The sequence below is a fragment of the Gemmatimonadaceae bacterium genome (assembly GCA_036003045.1).
Lineage (GTDB): Bacteria > Gemmatimonadota > Gemmatimonadetes > Gemmatimonadales > Gemmatimonadaceae > JAQBQB01.
The window spans coordinates 46577-66098 of record DASYSS010000022.1 but is presented as its reverse complement, the minus strand read 5'-3'; the positions used below and the strand labels follow the sequence as shown (position 1 = coordinate 66098).

The 19522-nt window shown below is 65.8% G+C and carries 15 protein-coding genes; 9 read left to right on the top strand and 6 right to left on the bottom strand.

Translation table 11 applies throughout. From position 1 onward, the window contains the following. Window positions 1-32 precede the first annotated feature (32 nt). Both VGQ44_04290 and VGQ44_04285 read right to left on the bottom strand, forming a co-directional pair. Complete coding sequence (locus tag VGQ44_04290; GenBank protein ID HEV8446008.1) at window positions 33-338, bottom strand: hypothetical protein; 306 nt, start codon at window positions 336-338, stop codon at window positions 33-35. A 29-nt stretch (window positions 339-367) separates the two neighbouring features. Further along, window positions 368-2104: a M28 family peptidase gene (locus tag VGQ44_04285; protein ID HEV8446007.1), complete on the bottom strand. Its 1737-nt coding sequence runs from the start codon at window positions 2102-2104 to the stop codon at window positions 368-370. A 256-nt stretch (window positions 2105-2360) separates the two neighbouring features. Here VGQ44_04285 and VGQ44_04280 point away from each other — a divergent pair, with 256 nt between their 5' ends. The 6 genes from VGQ44_04280 to VGQ44_04255 all read left to right on the top strand — a co-directional run bounded on the left by VGQ44_04280 (window position 2361) and on the right by VGQ44_04255 (window position 9557). Beyond that, complete coding sequence (locus tag VGQ44_04280) at window positions 2361-3473, top strand: Re/Si-specific NAD(P)(+) transhydrogenase subunit alpha (GenBank protein ID HEV8446006.1); 1113 nt, start codon at window positions 2361-2363, stop codon at window positions 3471-3473. Further along, a complete protein-coding gene (locus tag VGQ44_04275; protein ID HEV8446005.1) occupies window positions 3470-3766 on the top strand; it encodes an NAD(P) transhydrogenase subunit alpha in 297 nt (98 codons plus the stop codon). Before VGQ44_04280 ends, VGQ44_04275 begins: the two co-directional genes overlap by 4 nt. Beyond that, window positions 3766-5154 (top strand): NAD(P)(+) transhydrogenase (Re/Si-specific) subunit beta, encoded by a 1389-nt coding sequence (locus VGQ44_04270; GenBank protein ID HEV8446004.1) that lies wholly within the window; start codon window positions 3766-3768, stop codon window positions 5152-5154. Before VGQ44_04275 ends, VGQ44_04270 begins: the two co-directional genes overlap by 1 nt. A gap of 169 nt (window positions 5155-5323) precedes the next feature. Then, a complete protein-coding gene (ada, locus tag VGQ44_04265) occupies window positions 5324-6397 on the top strand; it encodes a bifunctional DNA-binding transcriptional regulator/O6-methylguanine-DNA methyltransferase Ada (GenBank protein HEV8446003.1) in 1074 nt (357 codons plus the stop codon). 152 nt (window positions 6398-6549) lie between these two features. Next, on the top strand, window positions 6550-6906 hold the full coding sequence (locus VGQ44_04260) for a PadR family transcriptional regulator (GenBank protein ID HEV8446002.1): 357 nt from the start codon (window positions 6550-6552) through the stop codon (window positions 6904-6906). Beyond that, entirely contained in the window at window positions 6903-9557 is a 2655-nt protein-coding gene (locus VGQ44_04255; GenBank protein ID HEV8446001.1) for an ABC transporter permease, read from the top strand. The genes VGQ44_04260 and VGQ44_04255 overlap by 4 nt, the downstream gene beginning before the upstream one ends. Before the next feature lie 9 nt (window positions 9558-9566). Here VGQ44_04255 and VGQ44_04250 read toward each other — a convergent pair whose 3' ends face one another. Then, window positions 9567-12257, bottom strand: a complete 2691-nt coding sequence (locus VGQ44_04250) for an ADOP family duplicated permease (protein ID HEV8446000.1) — start codon at window positions 12255-12257, stop codon at window positions 9567-9569. Beyond that, window positions 12254-12610, bottom strand: coding sequence for a PadR family transcriptional regulator (locus tag VGQ44_04245; GenBank protein ID HEV8445999.1), 357 nt, complete (start codon window positions 12608-12610; stop codon window positions 12254-12256). Before VGQ44_04245 ends, VGQ44_04250 begins: the two co-directional genes overlap by 4 nt. Window positions 12611-12758: 148 nt before the next feature. Here VGQ44_04245 and VGQ44_04240 point away from each other — a divergent pair, with 148 nt between their 5' ends. Beyond that, window positions 12759-13271, top strand: a complete 513-nt coding sequence (locus tag VGQ44_04240; protein HEV8445998.1) for a hypothetical protein — start codon at window positions 12759-12761, stop codon at window positions 13269-13271. Between the two features lie 49 nt (window positions 13272-13320). Further along, window positions 13321-14322: a DUF72 domain-containing protein gene (locus VGQ44_04235; GenBank protein ID HEV8445997.1), complete on the top strand. Its 1002-nt coding sequence runs from the start codon at window positions 13321-13323 to the stop codon at window positions 14320-14322. 11 nt (window positions 14323-14333) lie between these two features. On the opposite strand, the gene VGQ44_04230 is transcribed toward VGQ44_04235, so the two are convergent. Continuing rightward, complete coding sequence (locus tag VGQ44_04230) at window positions 14334-14564, bottom strand: hypothetical protein (GenBank protein ID HEV8445996.1); 231 nt, start codon at window positions 14562-14564, stop codon at window positions 14334-14336. Between the two features lie 135 nt (window positions 14565-14699). Between VGQ44_04230 and VGQ44_04225 the strand changes: the two genes are divergently transcribed. Further along, window positions 14700-16778 carry a S9 family peptidase gene (locus tag VGQ44_04225; protein HEV8445995.1) on the top strand — a complete coding sequence of 693 codons (2079 nt, stop codon included), beginning with the start codon at window positions 14700-14702 and terminating at the stop codon, window positions 16776-16778. Window positions 16779-16835: 57 nt separating this feature from the next. Here the strand turns inward: VGQ44_04225 and VGQ44_04220 are convergent, their stop codons facing one another. After that, on the bottom strand, window positions 16836-19481 hold the full coding sequence (locus VGQ44_04220) for a S8 family serine peptidase (protein HEV8445994.1): 2646 nt from the start codon (window positions 19479-19481) through the stop codon (window positions 16836-16838). Window positions 19482-19522 lie beyond the last annotated feature (41 nt).

Here is a 19522-nt window from a genome sequence, read left to right as displayed (position 1 = left end):
GGTGCGCTTGCGCTCTCATGCCACCATTGATTCTAGTGCTCGCGCTCATGATTGCCGCTGGCTTGTTCTCGAGGGGTGAGGTTTGCAGGGGACGGATCGCGCACGTCCTTGTACGGCGGAATCTCGTACAACCGCTCGACAATCTCGATCGCCATTCCCTGCGGCGCTAGTTCCTGTGCCGCCCGGAAAGGAATCCGGTTCAAAGATTGCCGCCGCACGCTGCCCGCGATGCCCAGAATGCGCTGCGCTCGATCCATGCTCCCCCGACGTTCGCCGCCGAGACGAGAATCGTCCGGTATCGCCAAGTGGTAGACCCCCGCCAGCGCGGCGGCCGTCACGCTTTCACCGAGCTGTCAGCCCGGCAAAATCACTGTACACACTGACCCATCGGGTCCGGCTTGGGATGATCGACCACCGGCCGATGCTCGAGGTTCGCCACCTTGAGCGCAATGTCGTACACCAGCGTCGCGACACGCGCGAGATGGTCGTAGTCGATGTACTGCGGCTCGTCGGTCACCTCGTGGTAGTCGCGGTGGCCGCCGGTCGAGAAGAAAGCGATCGGAATTCCGTATCGCGCGTACTCGTAATGGTCGCTGCGGCAGTAGTACTGCTGCGGATGTCCATTTGCGTCGAACTGATAGTCGATCTTGAACGGCCTCGGCTGCGTCTTGTTGACCGCCTCGACGATGTCTCCCAGTTCGGTCGAGAGCCGGCGGGAGCCAATCAGTTGCAGGTACGTTGGCCCGCCGCCTTTGATGTCGTATGACGCGCCGCGCCCGATCATGTCCATGTTGAGCTGCGCGACGATCGAATCGCGCGGGACCGTTGGATGGTCGGTGAAGTACTGCGAGCCCCAGAGGCCTTTCTCTTCTCCGGCGTGCCAGACGAAGAGAATGGAGCGCTTCGGTTTGGCCGGGCCTTTCGCGAACGCTTCGGCGATTTCCAGCGTGGCCACGGTGCCCGAGCCGTCGTCGTCGGCGCCGTTGTAGATCGAGTCCAGCCGCGGCGGATTTTTCTTCCGGAGGCTGTCGATGATCTGCCGAATTTTCGTCTGCTCCTCGGCCGTCGCCGGGCGGTCGCGATCGTCCTCGCCCTGCGGACGGACGACTGCGTCGAACGCGCGAAGAGAATCGTGATCCACCGGCGTGTGGTTGAAGCCGATATGATCGTTATGCGCGCCGATCGCGACGTATTGGCCGGCAAGTTTGGGATCGCTCCCCTTGAGAATCGCGACTACGTTGCGCGCCGGAGCGCGGACCGAATCGAAGACGATCGCGCCGTGGATGGTCCCACCCGGCGCGGCGCGCGTGAGGCTGTCGAGCGACTTGCCCGCGAGCGCGGCGCCCATCGCCCGCGTGACGTATAAGAACGCCGGCAGCATTTCCTGTGGCATGCCGCCGGGCGGCGGGTCGTCGAGCCCCTCGGACGCCTCCATCAGCGCCTTCCGCTCATCGGGCTCGAAGCCCTCGAGCGAGACGACCGCCACGGCCGCGGACTTGAGATAGTAGCCGGTGAGCGGCTGTCGATAGCCGGCGATCAGCGGTTTGCCATTGGGCCCGTTGGCCACCGCGAGGACCACGAACTTTCCTTCGGCGGCCGTCGGCGCGACGAGCTTCGCCGTGTCCACCGGGAGCGTGAGCGTCCCTCCGAAGATGACCTGTGTGTTGTCGATCGGCCGCACCTTGCCGCCAAACAACGAGTTATCGCGCGGAACGAAATCGGTGCCCAGGGCGAACGACTTTCCCTCGATGCTTATGGAAGTCTTCGGCGACACCTTGTGATCGAAGACCGGGAGATCCTGGAAGAAGGTTCCGCTGTCGCCGGCAGGGGTCAGGCCGAGTCTCCGCACTTCGGATTCGATGTAGGCCGTCGCCTTGAGGTGGTATTGCGTGCCGAGTTCGCGCCCCATCATCGAATCGTCGGCGAAGATATAGAGGCGAGTCATCAAGTCGGCCGCAGTGATCGCGGCGGTCGTCGGCTCGGGTGTGTGCTTGAGAGGCAACGATTTGGCCGCCGCCGGAGCAGCGGGCGCCTTCTGCGCCGCGATGTCCACCGGCAGTGAGGCGAGTGACAGCGTCGCGACCGCCGACGCGGCGAATCGCACGCGACCCCCAAATCGAGACCCAAAACGAGACGTGGCCACGGCCGGCTCCCGAGAGGTGACGACACCGGAATATCAAACTTCATGCGACGGCGACGCGACCCTCGAGATGTAAGGGTCGCGCAAGTCGTGACGCCCCAACGCCTCCAGCCCGGCTGTTTGCGCCGCCGCCCGGCGCGCGTAGCTTCAAGCTCAGCAGCGTTTCCCCGACGGCGCGCGTTAGCACGCGAGACGCCCGCGTGCCGACACCCGCAACTTCATGAAAATCAGCGTTCCATCCGAATCCGCTCCCCGCGAGCAGAGGGTCGCACTCGCGCCTGACAGCGTGGCGCGGCTCGTCAAACAACTGAAGCTCGAGATCGCCGTGCAGCGCGGGGCTGGGATTCGCGCCGGCTTCCGCGACGACGCGTATCAGGCGGCCGGCGCGACCATCGTGCCCGACGCGGCCGCGGCCTTCGCCGCTGCCCCGGTGATCGCGAAGGTCCAGCCCCCGGACTCTCAGGAGATTGCCCGAATCGCCGAGGGGTCGACCCTCATCTCTCTCCTGAGGCCGGGTCAGAGCGCCGACGTCGTGCAGGCTCTTGCCGAGCGGCGCGTTTCCGCTCTCGCCCTCGAGCTCGTTCCCCGCATCACACGCGCCCAGTCGATGGATGTGCTCTCGTCGCAGAGCACCGTCTCCGGCTACAAAGGCGTGCTGATCGGCGCCTCGGCGCTGGGAAAGTTTCTCCCGATGCTCACGACGGCCGCCGGCAACATTTCGCCGGCGAAGGTCTTCGTGATCGGTGCGGGCGTCGCCGGCCTTCAGGCGATCGCCACCGGCCGGCGATTGGGCGGCGTGGTGTCGGCCTTCGACGTGCGCCCCGCCGCTCGCGAACAAGTGCTCAGCCTCGGCGCAACGTTCGTCGCGAACGAGCTGGTCGCCGAAGACGCGCAAGCCGCGGGCGGGTATGCGCGAGCACAGACGACGGACGAACAGACGCGCACACTCGCCGCGATCGCGGGACACATCAAGGATCAGGACCTCGTCGTCACCACCGCGGCGATTCCCGGACGTCCCGCGCCCAAGCTGATCACGGCCGAGATGGTGGCATCGATGCGTGCCGGCTCGGTGATCGTGGACCTCGCCGCGGAGACGGGCGGCAACTGCGTGCTGTCGAAGCCCGGCGAAACAGTCGAGGCTCACGACGTCACGATCATCGCGCCGCTCAACGTGCCGAGCACCGTGGCGTTCCACGCCAGCCAGATGTTCGGCCGGAACATCTTCGAGCTGCTCAAGCATCTCGTGAAGGACGGCGTTCTCCAACTCGACCCGACGGACGAGATCACCGGCGCGATGTTGATGACCCACGACGGACGGGTGCTCAAACAATGAATCTTCTCGAACTGTACGTCTTCATGTTGGCGGCATTCGTCGGCTTCATGGTCATCTCGCGCGTGCCGCCGCTCCTCCACACGCCGCTGATGGCGGCGACGAACGCCATCTCCGGCATCTCGCTGGTCGGTTCGCTGATCGCGGCGGGCTCGGCGCGCGATCACGTGGCGACGATCCTCGGATTCATCGCCGTCGTCGCCGCGTCGAGCAACATCGTCGGCGGATTCCTCATCACCGACCGCATGCTGCGGATGTTCAAGTCGGGCAGCGACAACAAGGCGGGACCGCGCTGATGCGCGAGCTCTTCATCCAGGCGAGCTACCTCATCGCCTCCGCGCTGTTCATTCTTGGACTGCGCAGCCTCACTCGCCCCGACCGAGCCCGCCGCGGCATGCAGCAGGCGGCGGTGGGCATGTTGTTCGCCATCGTCGGCACGCTGCTGAACCACACCCTCGTCGACTACCGCTGGATCGCCGCCGGACTCGTTCTCGGCGTGGTGATCGGCTACCCGATGGGCCAGTGGGTGCCGATGACGGCGATGCCGCAGCGAATCGCGATCGCGCTCACGTTCAGCGCGCTCGCCGCGACGCTCGTCGGTGTCGCCGAGTATCACTCGGAGATCGTCGCCGGCGGGCTGCCCACGCGCGCGACGATGCTCGCGCTGGACTTCGAGATCATTCTCGGATCCATCACCGTCGGCGGAACGATCGTCGCGGCGGGCAAGCTCCAGGAATGGATTACATCGAGGGCCGTCACGTACACGGGTCAGAATCTCGTAAACGCGGCGTTTTTCCTCGGCATCATTGCGCTGGCGGTTTACACGATCGTCGACCCGGCGGCCGGCTGGGCGTTCTACGCGATGATCGCGGCGTCGTTCGTGTTCGGCATCCTGTTCGTCATACCGATCGGCGGCGCGGACATGCCGGTGGTCGTCGCGTTGCTCAACTCGTACTCCGGCCTCGCGTCGTGCGCGATGGGGTTCGCGATCGGCAACGTCATCCTGATCATCAGCGGCTCGCTCGACGGCGCGTCGGGATTCATCCTGTCGATCCTGATGAGCAAGGCCATGAACCGGTCGTTCAGGAACGTGCTCTTCGGCGCGTTCGGCAGCGAGACGGCCGCGATCGGCGCCAAGTCGTCGGCCGGGTTGAGCGTCCGCTCGATCAGCGTCGAAGACGCCGCGATCCAACTCGCGTACGCGCAGCTCGTGATCGTGATTCCCGGCTACGGCATGGCCGTCGCGCAGGCGCAGCACGCCGTGCGCGAGCTCGCCGAGTTGATCGAAAAGCGCGGCGGCGAAGTCAAATTCGCCGTTCACCCGGTGGCCGGGCGAATGCCAGGCCATATGAACGTCCTTCTCGCCGAAGCGAACGTGCCGTACGACAAGCTGTACGACATGGACGAGATCAACAGCGAGTTCGATCGCGCCGACGTCGCGCTGGTCATCGGTGCGAACGACGTCGTGAACCCGGCGGCGCGCAACGACAAAGCGTCGCCCATCTACGGGATGCCGATTCTGAACGCGGATCATGCCAAGAGCGTGATCGTTCTCAAACGCGGCATGTCCGCCGGTTTCGCCGGGATCGAGAACGAGCTGTTCTACGACAAGCGCACGAGCATGCTGTTCGGCGACGCCAAGGCCTCGCTCACGGGCCTCATCACCGAAATCAAGAACGTCTGACCGCGGGAAAGGCGCGCGATCACACACGCGCCGAGCCGCCCGAGGTCAGCCCCACCCCGAACCCGGCCGCGCTGAAGAGCGCAGCAGGCGAAATTTGAGAGCAAGGTTCGGATAGCTCGGCGGCGCGGTGCGGGGGTAGGTTGCGCGTGCCTACCAACGGGAGCAAATCATGGCGACGATGGCCGTCACTTCGAACGAAACGACCAGGATCTCGAGCTCCACCGCCTGGCATGCGGTCGAGCGGAGAGACTCGACCTACGACGGACGCTTCGTGTACGGCGTCCGCTCGACGGGGGTGTTTTGCAAGCCGTCGTGTCCGTCGCGGCGCGCGTTGCGCGCGAACGTCGAGTTCTTTTCGACGACCGCCGAAGCGGAGCGCGCGGGCTTTCGTGCGTGTCGCCGTTGCAAGCCGACGGATGCCGGAGTCCATCCCGCCGTCGAGCGCGCGCGCGAATACCTCGACGCGCACACCGACCGTCTCGTGTCGCTCGACGAATTGGCCGCGGCGGTCGGGATGAGCGCATCGCACGTGCAGCGTTCGTTCAAGCGCGTCGTGGGCGCCTCGCCGAAGGCGTATCAGGCCGAAGCTCGCATGCGGCGCTTCAAGGCGCGTTTGCGCGCCGGCGACACGGTGAGTCGCGCCACATACGAAGCCGGATTCGGGTCGAGCAGTCGCGTGTACGAGCGTGCCGCGCAGTCGTTGGGTATGACACCCGCCTCCTATCGGCGAGGCGGTGCCGGCGTTCGGATCGCTTACACGATCGAAGACGCACCGATCGGGCGCGTGCTGGTTGCGACGACGGAACGCGGAGTGTGTGCGGTCGAGCTCGGCGCCACGGACGCCGATGTCGAGCGCGCGCTTCGCGCCGATTTTCCGAAGGCCTCCATCGATCGCGACGACTCGGCGAATGGAACGTGGGTGCGCGCCGTACTCGATCGCGTGCGCCATCCGGAACAACAGCCGTCGAATCGAATACCGTTGGATCTGACCGGAACCGAGTTTCAGCGCCGCGTTTGGAACGCGCTTCAGGCGATTCCGGCGGGCGAACGCCGATCGTACGCGCAGGTGGCCCACGCAATCGGCGCTCCCGGCGCGAGTCGCGCCGTCGCGCAGGCGTGCGCCGGCAACCGTGTCGCGGTTGTGGTGCCCTGCCATCGGGTCGTTCGCGGCGACGGACAGCTCTCCGGTTACAAGTGGGGCGTCGACCGGAAACGCCTCCTGCTCGCCCAAGAAAGCGAATAACCGGCACCGGGCGGCGGACCGGTCGATGGCCGGACCGGTCCACTCGAACCTGCCCTCCCGTCCCACCTCGCTTGCGATGCGCGCGCCCCACGCCCATTATACCGCGCGACGGTATAGCGCTCGATGATATAGGACTCGGGGAACGGCGCATCATGACGAACCGCGACACCATCGACCCGACAGGCCCGCTCTCGGTGCAGGTCTTTCAGATCCTGCTTTCGCTGGTCGACGACGACCTGCATGGCTACGCCATCATCCAGGACGTCGCGCGGCGAACGGACGGAGAAATCCGGCTGACGGCCAGCACGCTGTACGCCGCCGTGAAGCGTTTGCTCGACAACGGGTGGATCGAGGAGCTACGCCAGCGTCCGCGCGCCGGCGACGACTCACGCCGGCGATACTACCGCCTGACGCCGCGCGGGCGACAGGCCGCCCGCGCCGAGGCGCTGCGCGTCGAGCGGCTCGCGGGCATGGCCAGATCCAAGCAACTCATCGGCGCGCGACGATGATCGTCCGTGCGTACCGCGCCCTGTTGGCGATCCTGCTGCCGTCGCGATTTCACGACGCGTTCGCCGACGACATGGTCGGCGTGTTCAGCGAACTAGCGCGGCGGCGGGGCGCGCGCGCCTTGTTCGAAGAGCTCCCCGGACTGATCGCGCTCGCCGTGCGCGCCCGGCGCAGCGATCGAACGACGCGAGCCCACGAGGTCGATAGCAGGCTGGAGGAAAACATGTTGGATTCGTTGACGCAGGACATCAGGTTCGCGGTCCGCGCGCTCTTGAGCGCGCCGGCCTTCTCGCTCGTCGCGATTCTGACGCTGGCGCTGGGGATCGGCGCGAACAGCGCGATCTTCAGCGTGGTAAACGGCGTCCTGCTCAGACCGCTCGCCTTTCCCGACCCCGAGCGGTTGGTGAGTGTGCGCCAAGTCGAGATCGTGAAGGGCGTCTCGAATACCACCACCGTTTCGGCGGTGAATCTCGATGACTGGCGCGCGCGTCGCCGGATGCTCGTCGACATCGGAGGCTATTTCTACATCGAAGGAATGAGCGGTACCGATCTCACTGGAATCGGGGAACCGCAGCGCATCTCGACCACTTTCGTTTCGCCGGGATTTTGGAATACCCTCGGCGTCGCGCCCGAAGTCGGCCGCGTTCCGCGCGACGAGGAGATGGTGCGCGGCGCGAACGACAAGCTGGTCGTGCTGAGCCACGACTTCTGGCAGCGCCAGTTCGGTGGAGAACGCTCCGTCGTCGGGCGACGCGTCACGCTCGGCGGCGACTCATACGAGATCGTCGGCGTGATGCCGCCCACCTTCCGTTTTCCGGCGCCCGACGTCCAGATGTACATCCCGTTTTCGACGATCCCCGATCAGTCGATTCCGCGCATTCGCCCCGTACGCATCATGAACGTCGTCGCTCGGATGAAGCCCGGCGTCACCATCGCTCAGGCGAGCGCCGAGATGAACGTGATCACGCGTGGACTCGCCGCGGAATACGAGGACGACCGCAACCTCGGCGGTGCGGCGGTGACGCCGCTTCGCGACTCGATCGTGGGAAAGGTGCGAGCCAGCTTGCTCGTGTTGCTGGGCGCGGTGGGATTCGTGCTCATCATCGCCGCGGTGAACCTCGCGAGCCTGTTGCTCGCGCGCGCCACGTCGCGCGAGCGAGAATTGGCGATTCGCGTCGCACTCGGCGCCGGCCGATCCCGCGTCATTCGCCAGCTGTGCACCGAGAGCATGGTTCTGGCGATCGTCGGCGGTGTGCTGGGGATCGGAGTCGCGGTGTTGGGCAAGGCCGGGCTCCTTCGCCTCGCGGCCGGACAGCTCCCCCGGGCCGAAGAGGTGGGGCTCGACTACCGCGTGGTGTTGTTCACCGCGGGGCTGACCATCGTCACCGGCGTCGCGTTCGGGTTGATTCCGGCGATTCGCGCCTCGTCGCCCGAGCTGCAGCAGTCGTTGCGCGAAGGATCGCGCGGGGCCACCAGCGCGGCCGGTGGACTGCGAAACGCACTGGTCGTGGCCGAGGTGGCGCTGGCCGTCGTACTCGTGGTCGGCGCCGGCCTCATGACACGAAGCTTCGTGAAGCTGCTGCAAGTGGATCTCGGATTCAAACGCGATCACCGCGTCGTCGTGAACTACAGCATTTCAACCGCGCGCCACTCGACGGCGGCCGAGATGCGCGACACGTATCGCGAAATGCTGAACCGCGTGCGGCAAGTACCGGGCGTCATCGCCGCCGGAGCCGTGCGAGACATTCCCTTCCGCGGCGACGGTGAGACGATCGGCTTCATGCCGCCGGGGGTGACGCGCGGTGCCGACGGCGAGCTGCCGCGCGCGACGCTGATGTTCACGAGCGATGGATTCTTTTCGACGATGGGCATCCCGCTCGTCGCCGGCCGCGATCTCTCGCAACAGGATCGCATCGGCGCGCCGATCGCGCTCGTCGTGAACGAGGCTCTGGCCAAGAAATATTTCCCCGACCGAAGCCCGATCGGGCAGACGATCACCTTCGGTGACACCAACCATTTCGCGATCGTCGGCGTGGTCGGCGACGTTCATCAAGGCACGGTCGACGAGACGCCGGCACCGCGCATCTACGCGAGCGCGTACCAGATCTTCCGGGTGAAAGTGAATCTCGTGGTGCGAGCGCAAGGCGATCCACAACTGATGATCAAACGCATCGAGGATGCCGTGCGCGCCGTCGATCGGCAGCAGACGTTCACGGGCGCGTTCACGCTCGACGACGCCGTCGGCGAGGCGGTGGCGCGTCCGCGCTTGCTCGCCGTGTTGCTCGGACTTTTCGGCACGATGGGCCTCGTCCTCGGCGCGTTGGGCATCTACGGCGTGCTGTCGTATCTCGTCACGCAGCGCACGCGCGAGATCGGCGTCCGCGTCGCGCTCGGCGCGCGAGCGTCGTCGGTGCTCGGCATGATCGTCTGGCGGGGGCTTCGCCTCGCGGGACTCGGCGTGCTCGTGGGAATCGCCGCCGCCCTCGCCCTGACGAGACTGATGCAGGGAGTTCTCTACGGCGTGACGCCGACCGATCCCCTTACGTTCGTCGGAGTGGCGCTGACGTTGCTCGCCGTGGCGGCGGGGGCGAGCTGGATTCCGGCTTGGAGAGCGACCAAGGTCGATCCGCTGGTCGCCCTCCGAGCCGAGTAGTTCCGACCGCTATTCGCGCATCGCTTCGACCGGGTCGATCTTCGCGGCACGACGTGCCGGAGCGGCGCTCGCGAGCACGGCGACGACCAGCAACACCAGGGCAGTTGCCGCGAGCACGAACGGATCGCTTGGGCTGACGTCGAAGAGCAGCGAGCGGAGCAGCCGTGTCCCCGCGAGCGCGCAGACGATGCCGAGCGCGACGCCGGCCGCGACGATCGCGAGCGATTGGCCGACGACCAATCGCGTCACCGCGCCGAGCTGCGCGCCGAGCGCGATGCGAATGCCGATTTCGCTTCGCCGCTGCCCGACGACGTACGCGATCACGCCGTAGATGCCGACGGCGCTCAACGCCAGGGCGATCGCCGCGGCGATGAGCATGAGGAGCATCGTGAACGACGTCTGGGCCATCGACTTCGCGACGACGAGCTCCATCGGTTGCACGTCGGCGACGATCGCTTTCGGCTCGACCTGCGCGAGCATCGCGCGAATCGCCGGCACCAGTGCCGACGTGCTCACGCCGGGCGCTTTGACCACGAGCGTCAAGTCCGAGCCGACGTTCCAGTCCGGCGACGCCGCCGTGCCGAGCATGGGCAGCAATACCTCTTGAATTGGCGGATTCTGAAGCCCGTTCGACCGGAGATCCTCCGTCACGGCGACGACCGGGAAAGCGTTGGTCGCGTTGAACGGCTTGACGATGTGTCCGAGCGCGCTGCGATCCTCCCAAAACCGCTTGGCGAAGGCGGTGGTGACGACCGTCGGCGCGGTGCGCGCCTCGAGCGATTCCCACGTGGGCGCCGTCCCTTGGAACTTGATCCCCATCGTCTCGAGGTAGCCGGGCGTGATCACACCCATCGGCATGCAGTTGCCCGACTCGCCGAGCGAGTTCGTCACGTCGACCGTGAGCCCGCTGCAGCCCCATCCCCCGGAAAGCGGAAGCTGGTCGACCGCGCCGGCGTGGACCACGCCGGGTATCGCGCCGACTCGCGTGATGAACGAATGCCAGAACGTCTCGGCTTGCTGCGGTACCCGGTAGCCGCGCGGCAGGATGATCGACATCGTCTCGACGCCACTCGGATCGAACCCGGGATGCACCCGCCGCAGCTTGGCGAAGCTCTCGGCCATGAGCCCGGCGCCCGCGAGTAGCACCACCGCCAGCGCGACCTGAGCGAGCACCAGTCCACGACGTGCCGTTTCACGCGACTTGGAAGACGTGAGGCCTCGGCCGCCGTCGCGCAACGACGAGACGTCGAGCTTCGCCGCACCGAGCGGAAGCACACCGAGGACGATCCCGAAAGCCAGCGCCGATCCGAGACAGAATGCCACGCCGCGCGAATCGACCGCCACCTCGGCCAGACGCGGCAGCGTTTGCGGCGCGATCGCGAGCACGACGTGCAGCAGTATCGCCGCGATAGCGATCGCCGCGATGCCGGCGGCAACCGCGAGCAAGATGCTTTCCGTGAGATAGTGGATCGCCATGTGCGCTCGATCCGCGCCGAGCGCCGTGCGCACGGCCACCTCGCGGCGACGCGCGTCGATGCGAACGAGGAATAGGTTCGCCACATTCGCCGCCGCGATCAGCAGTACGAACGCAACGGCGCCGAAGATCAGCCACAGCCGGCGCACGATCGACGCGCCGACGACGTGATCGCGAAGCGACGTCACGTTCATCGCAAATCCGGATCGGTCGAGAAACGCCTTCCGGTAGACGGTCGGATACTCCTCTTGCATGCGCTGCTGGACGAGCTTGATGTCGGCGAGCGCAGCGGCAACGGTGATGCCCGGCTTGATCAAACCGATGGCCGGATGCGTGTGGTTATTGACCGGTGGGTCGTCCGGATTGAGATGTTCGCGAATCCACACGTCCGCTTTCACGTCGGGAATCGTCGCGCCTGCTGGTAACACGCCGATGATCTCGAGCGTCGTCGTGTCGCCCGTCATCAATCGTTTCCCGACGATGTGCGGATCTCCGCCGAAACGGCGGAGCCAATAGCCGTGCGAGATCAGCGCGTAGTGGGGATCGCCGTTGGGAAGCCGTTCGTCGTCTTCGCTGATCGCGCGCCCCAGTTCGGGTCGAATGCCGAGCAACCGAAACACGCTCGCGCTCACGTCCACCTCGGGCACCCGCTCGGCGGGATGCGACGCGTCTCCCGGTACGACGAGCATGTCCTCGTCGTACATCGCGATGTCGGCGAGTACTCGGCTGTTCTTCTTGAAGTAGAAGTACTGTCCCCTGGAGAGCATGTACTCCTCGCCTTCCTTCACCTTCGGCCAGAGCGTGCCTAGATGAACGAGCCGGTCGGCGTGGGGATAGGGAAGCGGGCGAATCACCACGCGGTCGAGAAGCGTGAAAATCGTCGTCGCCGCGCCGAGGCCGAGCGCGAGCGTGAGCGCGGCGATGAGTGAGAACGAGGGCGCGCGTCCGAGCGAGCGTGCCGCGTGGCGTGTCTCGCGCGCTATGGCGTCGAACATTTCCATGCGATTCCTCCGGCGCAGCATGTCGTCGTCGATTGCGCGTGCCTGTCGGCGATAGGCCTCGTAGTCTCCGAACCGGCGCCGCGCTTCTCGTTCGGCTTCGTCGCGCGACAGCCCTTCGGCCTGCATCAGCTCTTCGACGCGTCCGTCGAGGTGAAAGCGCAGCTCGTCGTCGAGCGCGCGATCGGCGGGGCGGCCGCCGCCGGGAATTCGAAAGACGCGTCTCACCGCGTTGCTCCGGCCGCCGCGCCGCGCGCCTCGAGCACCAGACCGACGACGCCCGCGTAGCGCGTCCATCGCACGTGTTCGGCGGCGAGATGCTTTCGACCCATCGTGGTGAGGCGGTAGAACTTCGCCTTGCGATTTCGGTCGGTGTATCCCCAGTCGGCCTCGAGCCAGCCTTTGCTCTCCATGCGGTGGAGCGCGGGATAGAGCGCGCCTTCTTCGATCTGGAGTTGATCGTTGGTGGCGTTCTGGATCCAACGCACGACGGCAAGTCCGTGCATCGGTCCCCAGGACAGAGTCTTGAGGATGAGAAGATCGAGGGTGCCGCGAACGAGGTCGAGCTCGGGCTGGTTCATTTGAGCAGATCTCCGGTCACCGAAGACCACAAGCGATCCTTTACCTAAGGTTCTTAGGGTCAGACAGCAAGACCCGCGAAACGGTTGCCTCCAGCCTGGGGCCGATGGGGCGGTCTGTGACCCCGGCCTCACTCAACCAGTTTGGCAAGTGATGACTCACCGTCTGTTTCTCTTCCTCGCTGTACCCATGCTCGCGGCGTGCTCGGCGGCGCCGAATCTGGCGCCGGCCGACGGCGAGCTTCCTCTGGGCACGTGGGGCGGCGACAGCGCCGGGATGATCGTGAGCGATACGTCGCTCCACCTGCACGTCGGCTGCACGTTCGGCGACGTCTCGGGGAGAGTGCAAGTGAACTCGGACGGCACCTTTGACGTCTCGGGCAACTACACGCTGCACGCGTATCCCATCGCCGTCGGCCCGACCGACCCGGCGCGTTTTACGGGAAAAGTGAGCGGCGCGACCGCGACCGTCACGGCGATCATCACGGACACGGCACAGCATCAGACCGTCGTTCACGGCCCAGTGCTCGTGTCGCTGGGAGTCACGCCTCGACTCGGGCCGTGCCCGATCTGTGCGCGGCCAGTGATCACCAAATCGCTGTCGACGCGGATCGAAGAGCGCGTGGCGCGCGTTGTCGCCCGCATGCGCCGCGCGATCAGCTAGAACGAGGATTGGTCGTCGAAGGCCGGCCTGAGGTAAGATCCATCAGGCTATGAGCGACACGCGGCGCGACACCCGGCACGACCCCGGCACCGAGCGCGCGAGGGCACGCGGCGACGCCCACTCGTTCTCGCGGCGATTTACCGTTGGTTCGACGGATCTTCGCGTCGGTACCGCGGGGTGGACCGATCGGACGCTCACCGCGCACGGAGTCTTCTATCCGGACGACGCCAAAACGCCGGAGGACCGGCTGCGCTATTACGCGTCTCGGTTCGCGCTGGTGGAGGCCGACATGGGCTTCTACGCGATCCCGGACCGGGCGCTCACGGAGCGATGGGTCGAGCGCACACCCGGCGACTTCGTGTTCGACGTCAAAGGCCACGCGCTGATGACCGGCCATGCGACCGACGTCGCCCGCCTCCCGCGCCTGATTCGCGACGAGCTGCCTTCGGAGCTTGGTCCTCGCGTGTACGCCAAGGACCTGCCTGAGTCGATTCAGGGCGACGTATGGCGCCTCTTTAGCGACGCCATGGCGCCACTGCATGAGTCTGGAAGACTTGGAGCGATTCTTCTCCAGTTCGCGCCTTGGGTGGTCCCAAACCGGGGAACCCCGGCCATGCTCACCAAAATCCGTGAGCGGCTCGGCGACCTTCCCGTGTCCACGGAGTTCCGCCACCCAAGCTGGCTCGCTCCTCGTCTGCGAGAGCGCCTGTGGGCCCAGCTTCGCGATCACGGGATGACCTACGTGGTCGCGGACACGCCGCCAGGCACCAAGACCAGCCTGCCCATCGTTCCCGCCGTCACGACACCGGGTTTGGCGGTCGTTCGGCTGCACGGGCGGCGAAGCGAGCTCTGGGGTGCGCGCGAGGCGACTGTCCTCGAGAAATACCGCTACCTCTACGACGCCGACGAGCTCGCCGAGTGGCTGCCGACGATTCTGGAGCTCGCCGAGGCGGCCGAACGCGTGCACGTCGTCTTCAACAATTGCTACGCGAACTACGGAACGACAAACGCGGCCGAATTGGCCGCGTTGATCGATGACACGATGAAGTGATGCGCGGAGGCTTACGCCGCGAGCTTACCCGTCGGCATCCAAATCGGAGTGCCCTTTTCGGGCTCGCCAATGCACTGATAAACAGCCGGCGGAAATCCGTAGACGCCAATCTCCAGAATGTCGCCTGCCTTCACCGTGACATGCTGGCCGAGGGCATCCACCGCGGCGACGAAGGACTCGCTCTCGATGACGCCATCTTGCCGCGAGGCCAGGCCTCGCACTGAAAAACGGAATTGGGACATTTAGTTGCCTCGCGGTTGTTTCCAGATTTTAGTACCCCTGGCGTTCCCGCCGGTTGCAGGCCGCCAGAGCCCCGCCGGTGTGTTGCGGGGTATCACGTCACCGACGAACCACGTATTTCGACCACGACACTTCTGATGCGACTTACCCGTCTTGTTCCCACGCTCGTAGCAACCGGCGCCGCGCTCGTCGTCTCCGCCGGCGCACAGCAACCGCGAACGATCACCTTCGATGACTTCGCCGCCGTCCGCGGCGTCGGCGATCCGCAACCTTCGCCCGACGGGAAGCTGGTCCTGTACGCCGTTCGCACGACGGATGTTTCCGCCAACAACCGCTCGTCTCACACGTACGTCGTTCCGGCCGCCGGCGGTTCACCGAAGCCGTTCCCCGGTGCCGACGTCTCGGCGACAGAGGCGCGCTGGTCTCCAGATGGAAAACGCGTCGCATACATCGCGAGCGGACAACTGTGGATCGCGGACGCGACCGGCGGAACACGAAAGCAGCTCACCGATCTGAACGGCGGAGCGACCGGACCGATCTGGGCTCCGAACGGCGATCAAATCGTTTTCACGTCCGCCGTCTACCCCGACTGCACTACCGACACGTGCAACACCGCCAAAGCCAAGGCTGCGGCGGACAGCAAAGTGAAGGCGCACATCGCCGATCAGTTGATGTATCGGCACTGGAACGCGTGGGATGAGGGAACGCGGTCACATCTTTTCACGGTTTCGGTAGACGGCGGCGCGCCACGCGATCTCGTCCCCGGCGCGAAGTACGACATTCCCCCCGGCCCTTTCGGCGGAAGCGAAGGGTACGCGTGGTCACCCGACGAACGTGAGCTGGCGTACACCGCGAAGGATCAGGGGCGAAACGACGCGACGACGACGGACTTGAACGTCTACGTCATCGCGGCGACAGGCGGCGCTGCCACCGTGATCACCGGGGCAAACAAGGGCGCCGACGCGAACCCCGTGTATTCGCCCGACGGACGGTTCATCGCATATGCGTCGCAGGCGCGCGCCGGTTTCGAGTCGGATCGACAGCGGCTGATGCTCTATGATCGCACGCGGCGCGCGAGCCGCGAGCTGCTGCCCAAGTGGGACCGCAACGCAGACGCATACTTCTGGTCTCCGGACTCGAAGGTCGTCTACGTGCAGACCACCGATGCCGGACGCGACAAGCTCTATCGCGTCGACCTTTCCGCCGCGGGCGACGCGAGCGCGCCGCAGCTCGTCGTCGGTGAGCACAACAACACCGCGTTCGCGCTCTCCCACGACGGCCACACGCTCGCCTGGGTCCGCAACGCGACGCAGTTCCCGGCCGAGGTGTATGTCGCCGAGCCGTCGACGAGCGCGCCATACTCGGCTCGTTCCCTGACGCACGAGAACGACGCGCTCGTGGCGCAACTGGCGGTCAATCCCGCCGAGGATTTCTGGTTCACCGGCGCGGCGGGCGCCAAGGTCCAAGGCTTCGTCGTCAAACCGCCGAATTGGAAACCGGGAAAGAAATATCCGGCAATCCTTTTGATTCACGGCGGCCCGCAGGGCGCGTGGCTCGACGAGTGGCACGGACGCTGGAACTACCAGATGTTCGCGGCGACCGGCGCGGCGCTCATCATCATCAATCCGCGCGGTTCGACGGGATACGGGCAGAAATTCGTCGACGACGTTTCGAAAGGTTGGGGTGGAAAGGTCTACACCGACTTGATGAACGGTCTCGACGCCGCGCTCGCGAAGAATCCGTGGATCGATTCGACGGCGCTCGGCGCGGCCGGCGGGTCGTTCGGCGGCTACATGGTGGACTGGATCGCCGGCCACTCGACGCGGTTCAAGGCGCTCGTCTCTCACGCCGGGCCGTTCAATCTCGAGAACATGGCCACCGCGACCGAAGAGCTCTGGTTCCCCGATTGGGAGTACGGCGGGCCGTTCTGGAATGCGAAGGCGATGGCCACGCAGTACCGCGTTTACTCGCCGCATCTGTTCGTGAAGAACTTCAAGACTCCGACGCTGGTGACGGGTGGTGAGCTCGACTACCGCGTGCCGTATACGGAAGACCTGTCCATGTTCACGTCGCTCCAGCGAATGAACGTGCCGAGCAGACTCGTGATCTTTCCGGACGAAGGCCATTGGGTGCTCAAGCCGCAGAACCAGAAGCTGTGGTGGGGCGAGGTCCAGGGCTGGCTCGAGAAATACTTGAGCGCGAACCCGAAAGCGTGAAACAGAAACGGCGGTCGCGAACACGCGACCGCCGTTCTCCGTTCGTGCGACGGCTGACTAGTTGCCGGAGCGCACCTGGAGCCGATAACGGCCGTGGGGCGTGGTGAACGGTAACGAGACTTGGCTCCCTCCGACGGTGACGTAGTAGATCCCCGGCGTGAGCTGCGCGCGTACGCGGGAGCAGAACGGATTCGGCAGCGCGTTGATGTTGTCGCTCGTGCCTACGACTCCTATCACTGGAGAAGCGGAGCTCACAGCCAAGAACGTGTCGAGCTCGATTCCCAATCCGCACGTTCCGACGACTCCGGAGGTTTCGAACGTGTACGTCCCCGGAGTGGGGATCGGCACGCGATAGATATCGTTCACGTCGGGCATCGTGATGGTTCCAACGACGTAGCTTCCCACGGTGAGCAAATTGGCGTGCTGCGCGTCGTCGTTCGGCTCGGACTCGAACGGAAATCCGAGCGCTAGCGCGGCCGACTGCACGCCCGTGCTGACGTTGAACACGGTGGTGTTCCCGAGACCGCCGGCGACGGCGAACCGCCGCCCCGGCACTCCGATCAGCCCGTCGCCCGCCTCGTCTTCACCCGCTTGCAGGTAGTAGCTCGAGCCCGCCGTGAGCTTGGCGAACGCGAAGCTGCCGTCGGCGTTCACCGTCGTGGTGCGCACGAGCGCTCCCGTCGTCGCGTCGACGAGACGAGCGCTCGCTTGTCGCGCGGGTCCAGTCGTCTGCGTGAGCGCGTTGTAAGCGTTCACGATTCCCCACCCGAACGAATCGCTGCGCGACGAACCAGCCGGCCGCGTCGCGAACTGCTCGATGCGTGTTCGCAATTGTGCCGCGCTGAGACCTGGGTTCTTCGACAGTAAAAGCGCGGCGACGCCCGACACGAACGGCGCCGACGCCGAGGTTCCGTAGCCGATGATGAACTCGGCCGCACCCGCCTCGAAGTCCCAGCCCGGACCGATGACGCCGCCGCCGCCGTTGTCGTCGAGACGGAAATCACCGCCGGGAGCCGCGACGGAGATGTTGGTGCCGGCGTTCGTGTAGGTCGCGAGCGCGCCGTCCATTCCTACCGCGGCGACCGCCATCACGCCCGGGTACGCGGCCGGAAATGTCGGAATCTGTTCGTCGAGGCCGTCGTTGCCCGCCGACGCGACGATGAGCGAACCCGCGTTCGAGGCCGCAGTCACCGCGTCGCGCATCACCTGATCGTCGAACCCGCCGCCGAGGCTGACGTTGATGATGGGAGCCTTGCTCGTCTGCACCAGGTTGTTGTTGGCGCCGAGCGCGGGCAGTCCAGCGGCGTAGAGCATTCCTTGCGCGATGTCGAAGAATGAGCCGGAACCCATGATGTCGAGCACGCGCACCGGACGGATCTTCACGCTCCAGTTCACGCCGGCCACGCCGATGTTCTGATTGCCGATGGCGCCGATGATTCCCGAGGTCCAGAGGCCGTGGTCTCCCGCGGACACGTGGAACCAGCAGCCGGCGAAACTGTCGAAGCCGAGATCGTCGACGTCGGTGGGATCGGTGTCCGGCCCGTCGCCGTCGCCCGATGTCGTCGTGAACGGGAACGGCTTCCCGTCGTCACAGTTGATGTTCGTGGAGTCGAACGCGAATCCGTTGACGAAGTCGTACCCGTCGGTCGTGAGGTTCGGCGCGATGCTGTTGTGCTCGAAGCGCACTCCCATGTCGAGAACCGCGACCGTGACGCTCGAGCTCCCGGTCGTCACGGCCCACGCCTTCGGCAGGTCGACCATGTTCGCCGTCCACATCTGGTACGGATAGAAGTGGTCGTTGGGAATGAGCGTCGCCACGGAGCTCCGCAATGGAGTAGACGGCGCCGGCTCCCACGTTCGCGCGTTCGCCAGCGCCGATGCATTCGCGACGCGCATTGCCGGCGCGTTTCGAATCGTGAGCGTCATTTCGCGTTCGACGTACGCGACGTCGGCTTCGCCGCGAAGCGCGTTCATGACCGCGTCGATGCGGGTCGTATCGCCGACCGTGAGTCGCGCGGCCAGGATCGTCGGCGACACTTCGCTCTTGAGGATTCCGTTTCGTGAAGCGAGCGAGCCGACACGCTCGCTGAGCCGCGCGCCGGCGGACCGCGCGACCGACATCGAGCGATAGGACATCGAGCTCGCGGGCGCCAATCCCAACACGGCGCTCTTGAAGCCGATCACGATGCGGTTCGATCGGGCAGGAGCATGACTGGCGGTCGGCGATCGCGCCGCGGATGCCAGCGCGACGCGCGACGGCGAGCGCGAGAACGTGGCGCCGAACGGGTTCACGGCGATCGACGTCACCGTGCCCGTGATCGTCGAACCGTTCCCGGCGACGAACGACACCGATGCACCGCCGATCTGCGTGCTCGTCACCGTCACCACCTGCGTCCCCACCGTCGGTGACAACGTCCAGTGGATCGACGCCAGTCCGTTGTTGTCGGTCGTCGACGTCGTAGCGCTGAGCGACCCTCCGCCGACCACCGTCCACGCGAGCGGAACGCCGCTCACCGACTTTCCCGCGCCGTCGATCACGCGCACGACGAGCGCCGAGTCGAGCGCCGTCGCTACGTTGGCCGACTGGTTGTTCCCCGACACGATGACGATCGACGTCGGCGTATGCGGGATCGTCGTCGAGTCATGGCAGGCAACCAATGCGGCGGCAGACAATGCTACCGCGGTCGTCGCGCGAAGATTCATGGAGTGAGCTCGATGCGCCGCTGCGCGGCGCTAGCCTGCTG

Coding starts and splice junctions, on each gene's coding strand:
- VGQ44_04270 (HEV8446004.1), top strand. CDS start 3,766: ATGCGCGAGCTCTTCATCCAGGCGAGCTACCTCATCGCCTCCGCGCTG.
- VGQ44_04230 (HEV8445996.1), bottom strand. CDS start 14,564: ATGTCCCAATTCCGTTTTTCAGTGCGAGGCCTGGCCTCGCGGCAAGAT.
- VGQ44_04245 (HEV8445999.1), bottom strand. CDS start 12,610: ATGAACCAGCCCGAGCTCGACCTCGTTCGCGGCACCCTCGATCTTCTC.
- VGQ44_04275 (HEV8446005.1), top strand. CDS start 3,470: ATGAATCTTCTCGAACTGTACGTCTTCATGTTGGCGGCATTCGTCGGC.
- VGQ44_04235 (HEV8445997.1), top strand. CDS start 13,321: ATGAGCGACACGCGGCGCGACACCCGGCACGACCCCGGCACCGAGCGC.
- VGQ44_04220 (HEV8445994.1), bottom strand. CDS start 19,481: ATGAATCTTCGCGCGACGACCGCGGTAGCATTGTCTGCCGCCGCATTG.
- VGQ44_04260 (HEV8446002.1), top strand. CDS start 6,550: ATGACGAACCGCGACACCATCGACCCGACAGGCCCGCTCTCGGTGCAG.
- ada (HEV8446003.1), top strand. CDS start 5,324: ATGGCGACGATGGCCGTCACTTCGAACGAAACGACCAGGATCTCGAGC.
- VGQ44_04225 (HEV8445995.1), top strand. CDS start 14,700: ATGCGACTTACCCGTCTTGTTCCCACGCTCGTAGCAACCGGCGCCGCG.
- VGQ44_04255 (HEV8446001.1), top strand. CDS start 6,903: ATGATCGTCCGTGCGTACCGCGCCCTGTTGGCGATCCTGCTGCCGTCG.
- VGQ44_04280 (HEV8446006.1), top strand. CDS start 2,361: ATGAAAATCAGCGTTCCATCCGAATCCGCTCCCCGCGAGCAGAGGGTC.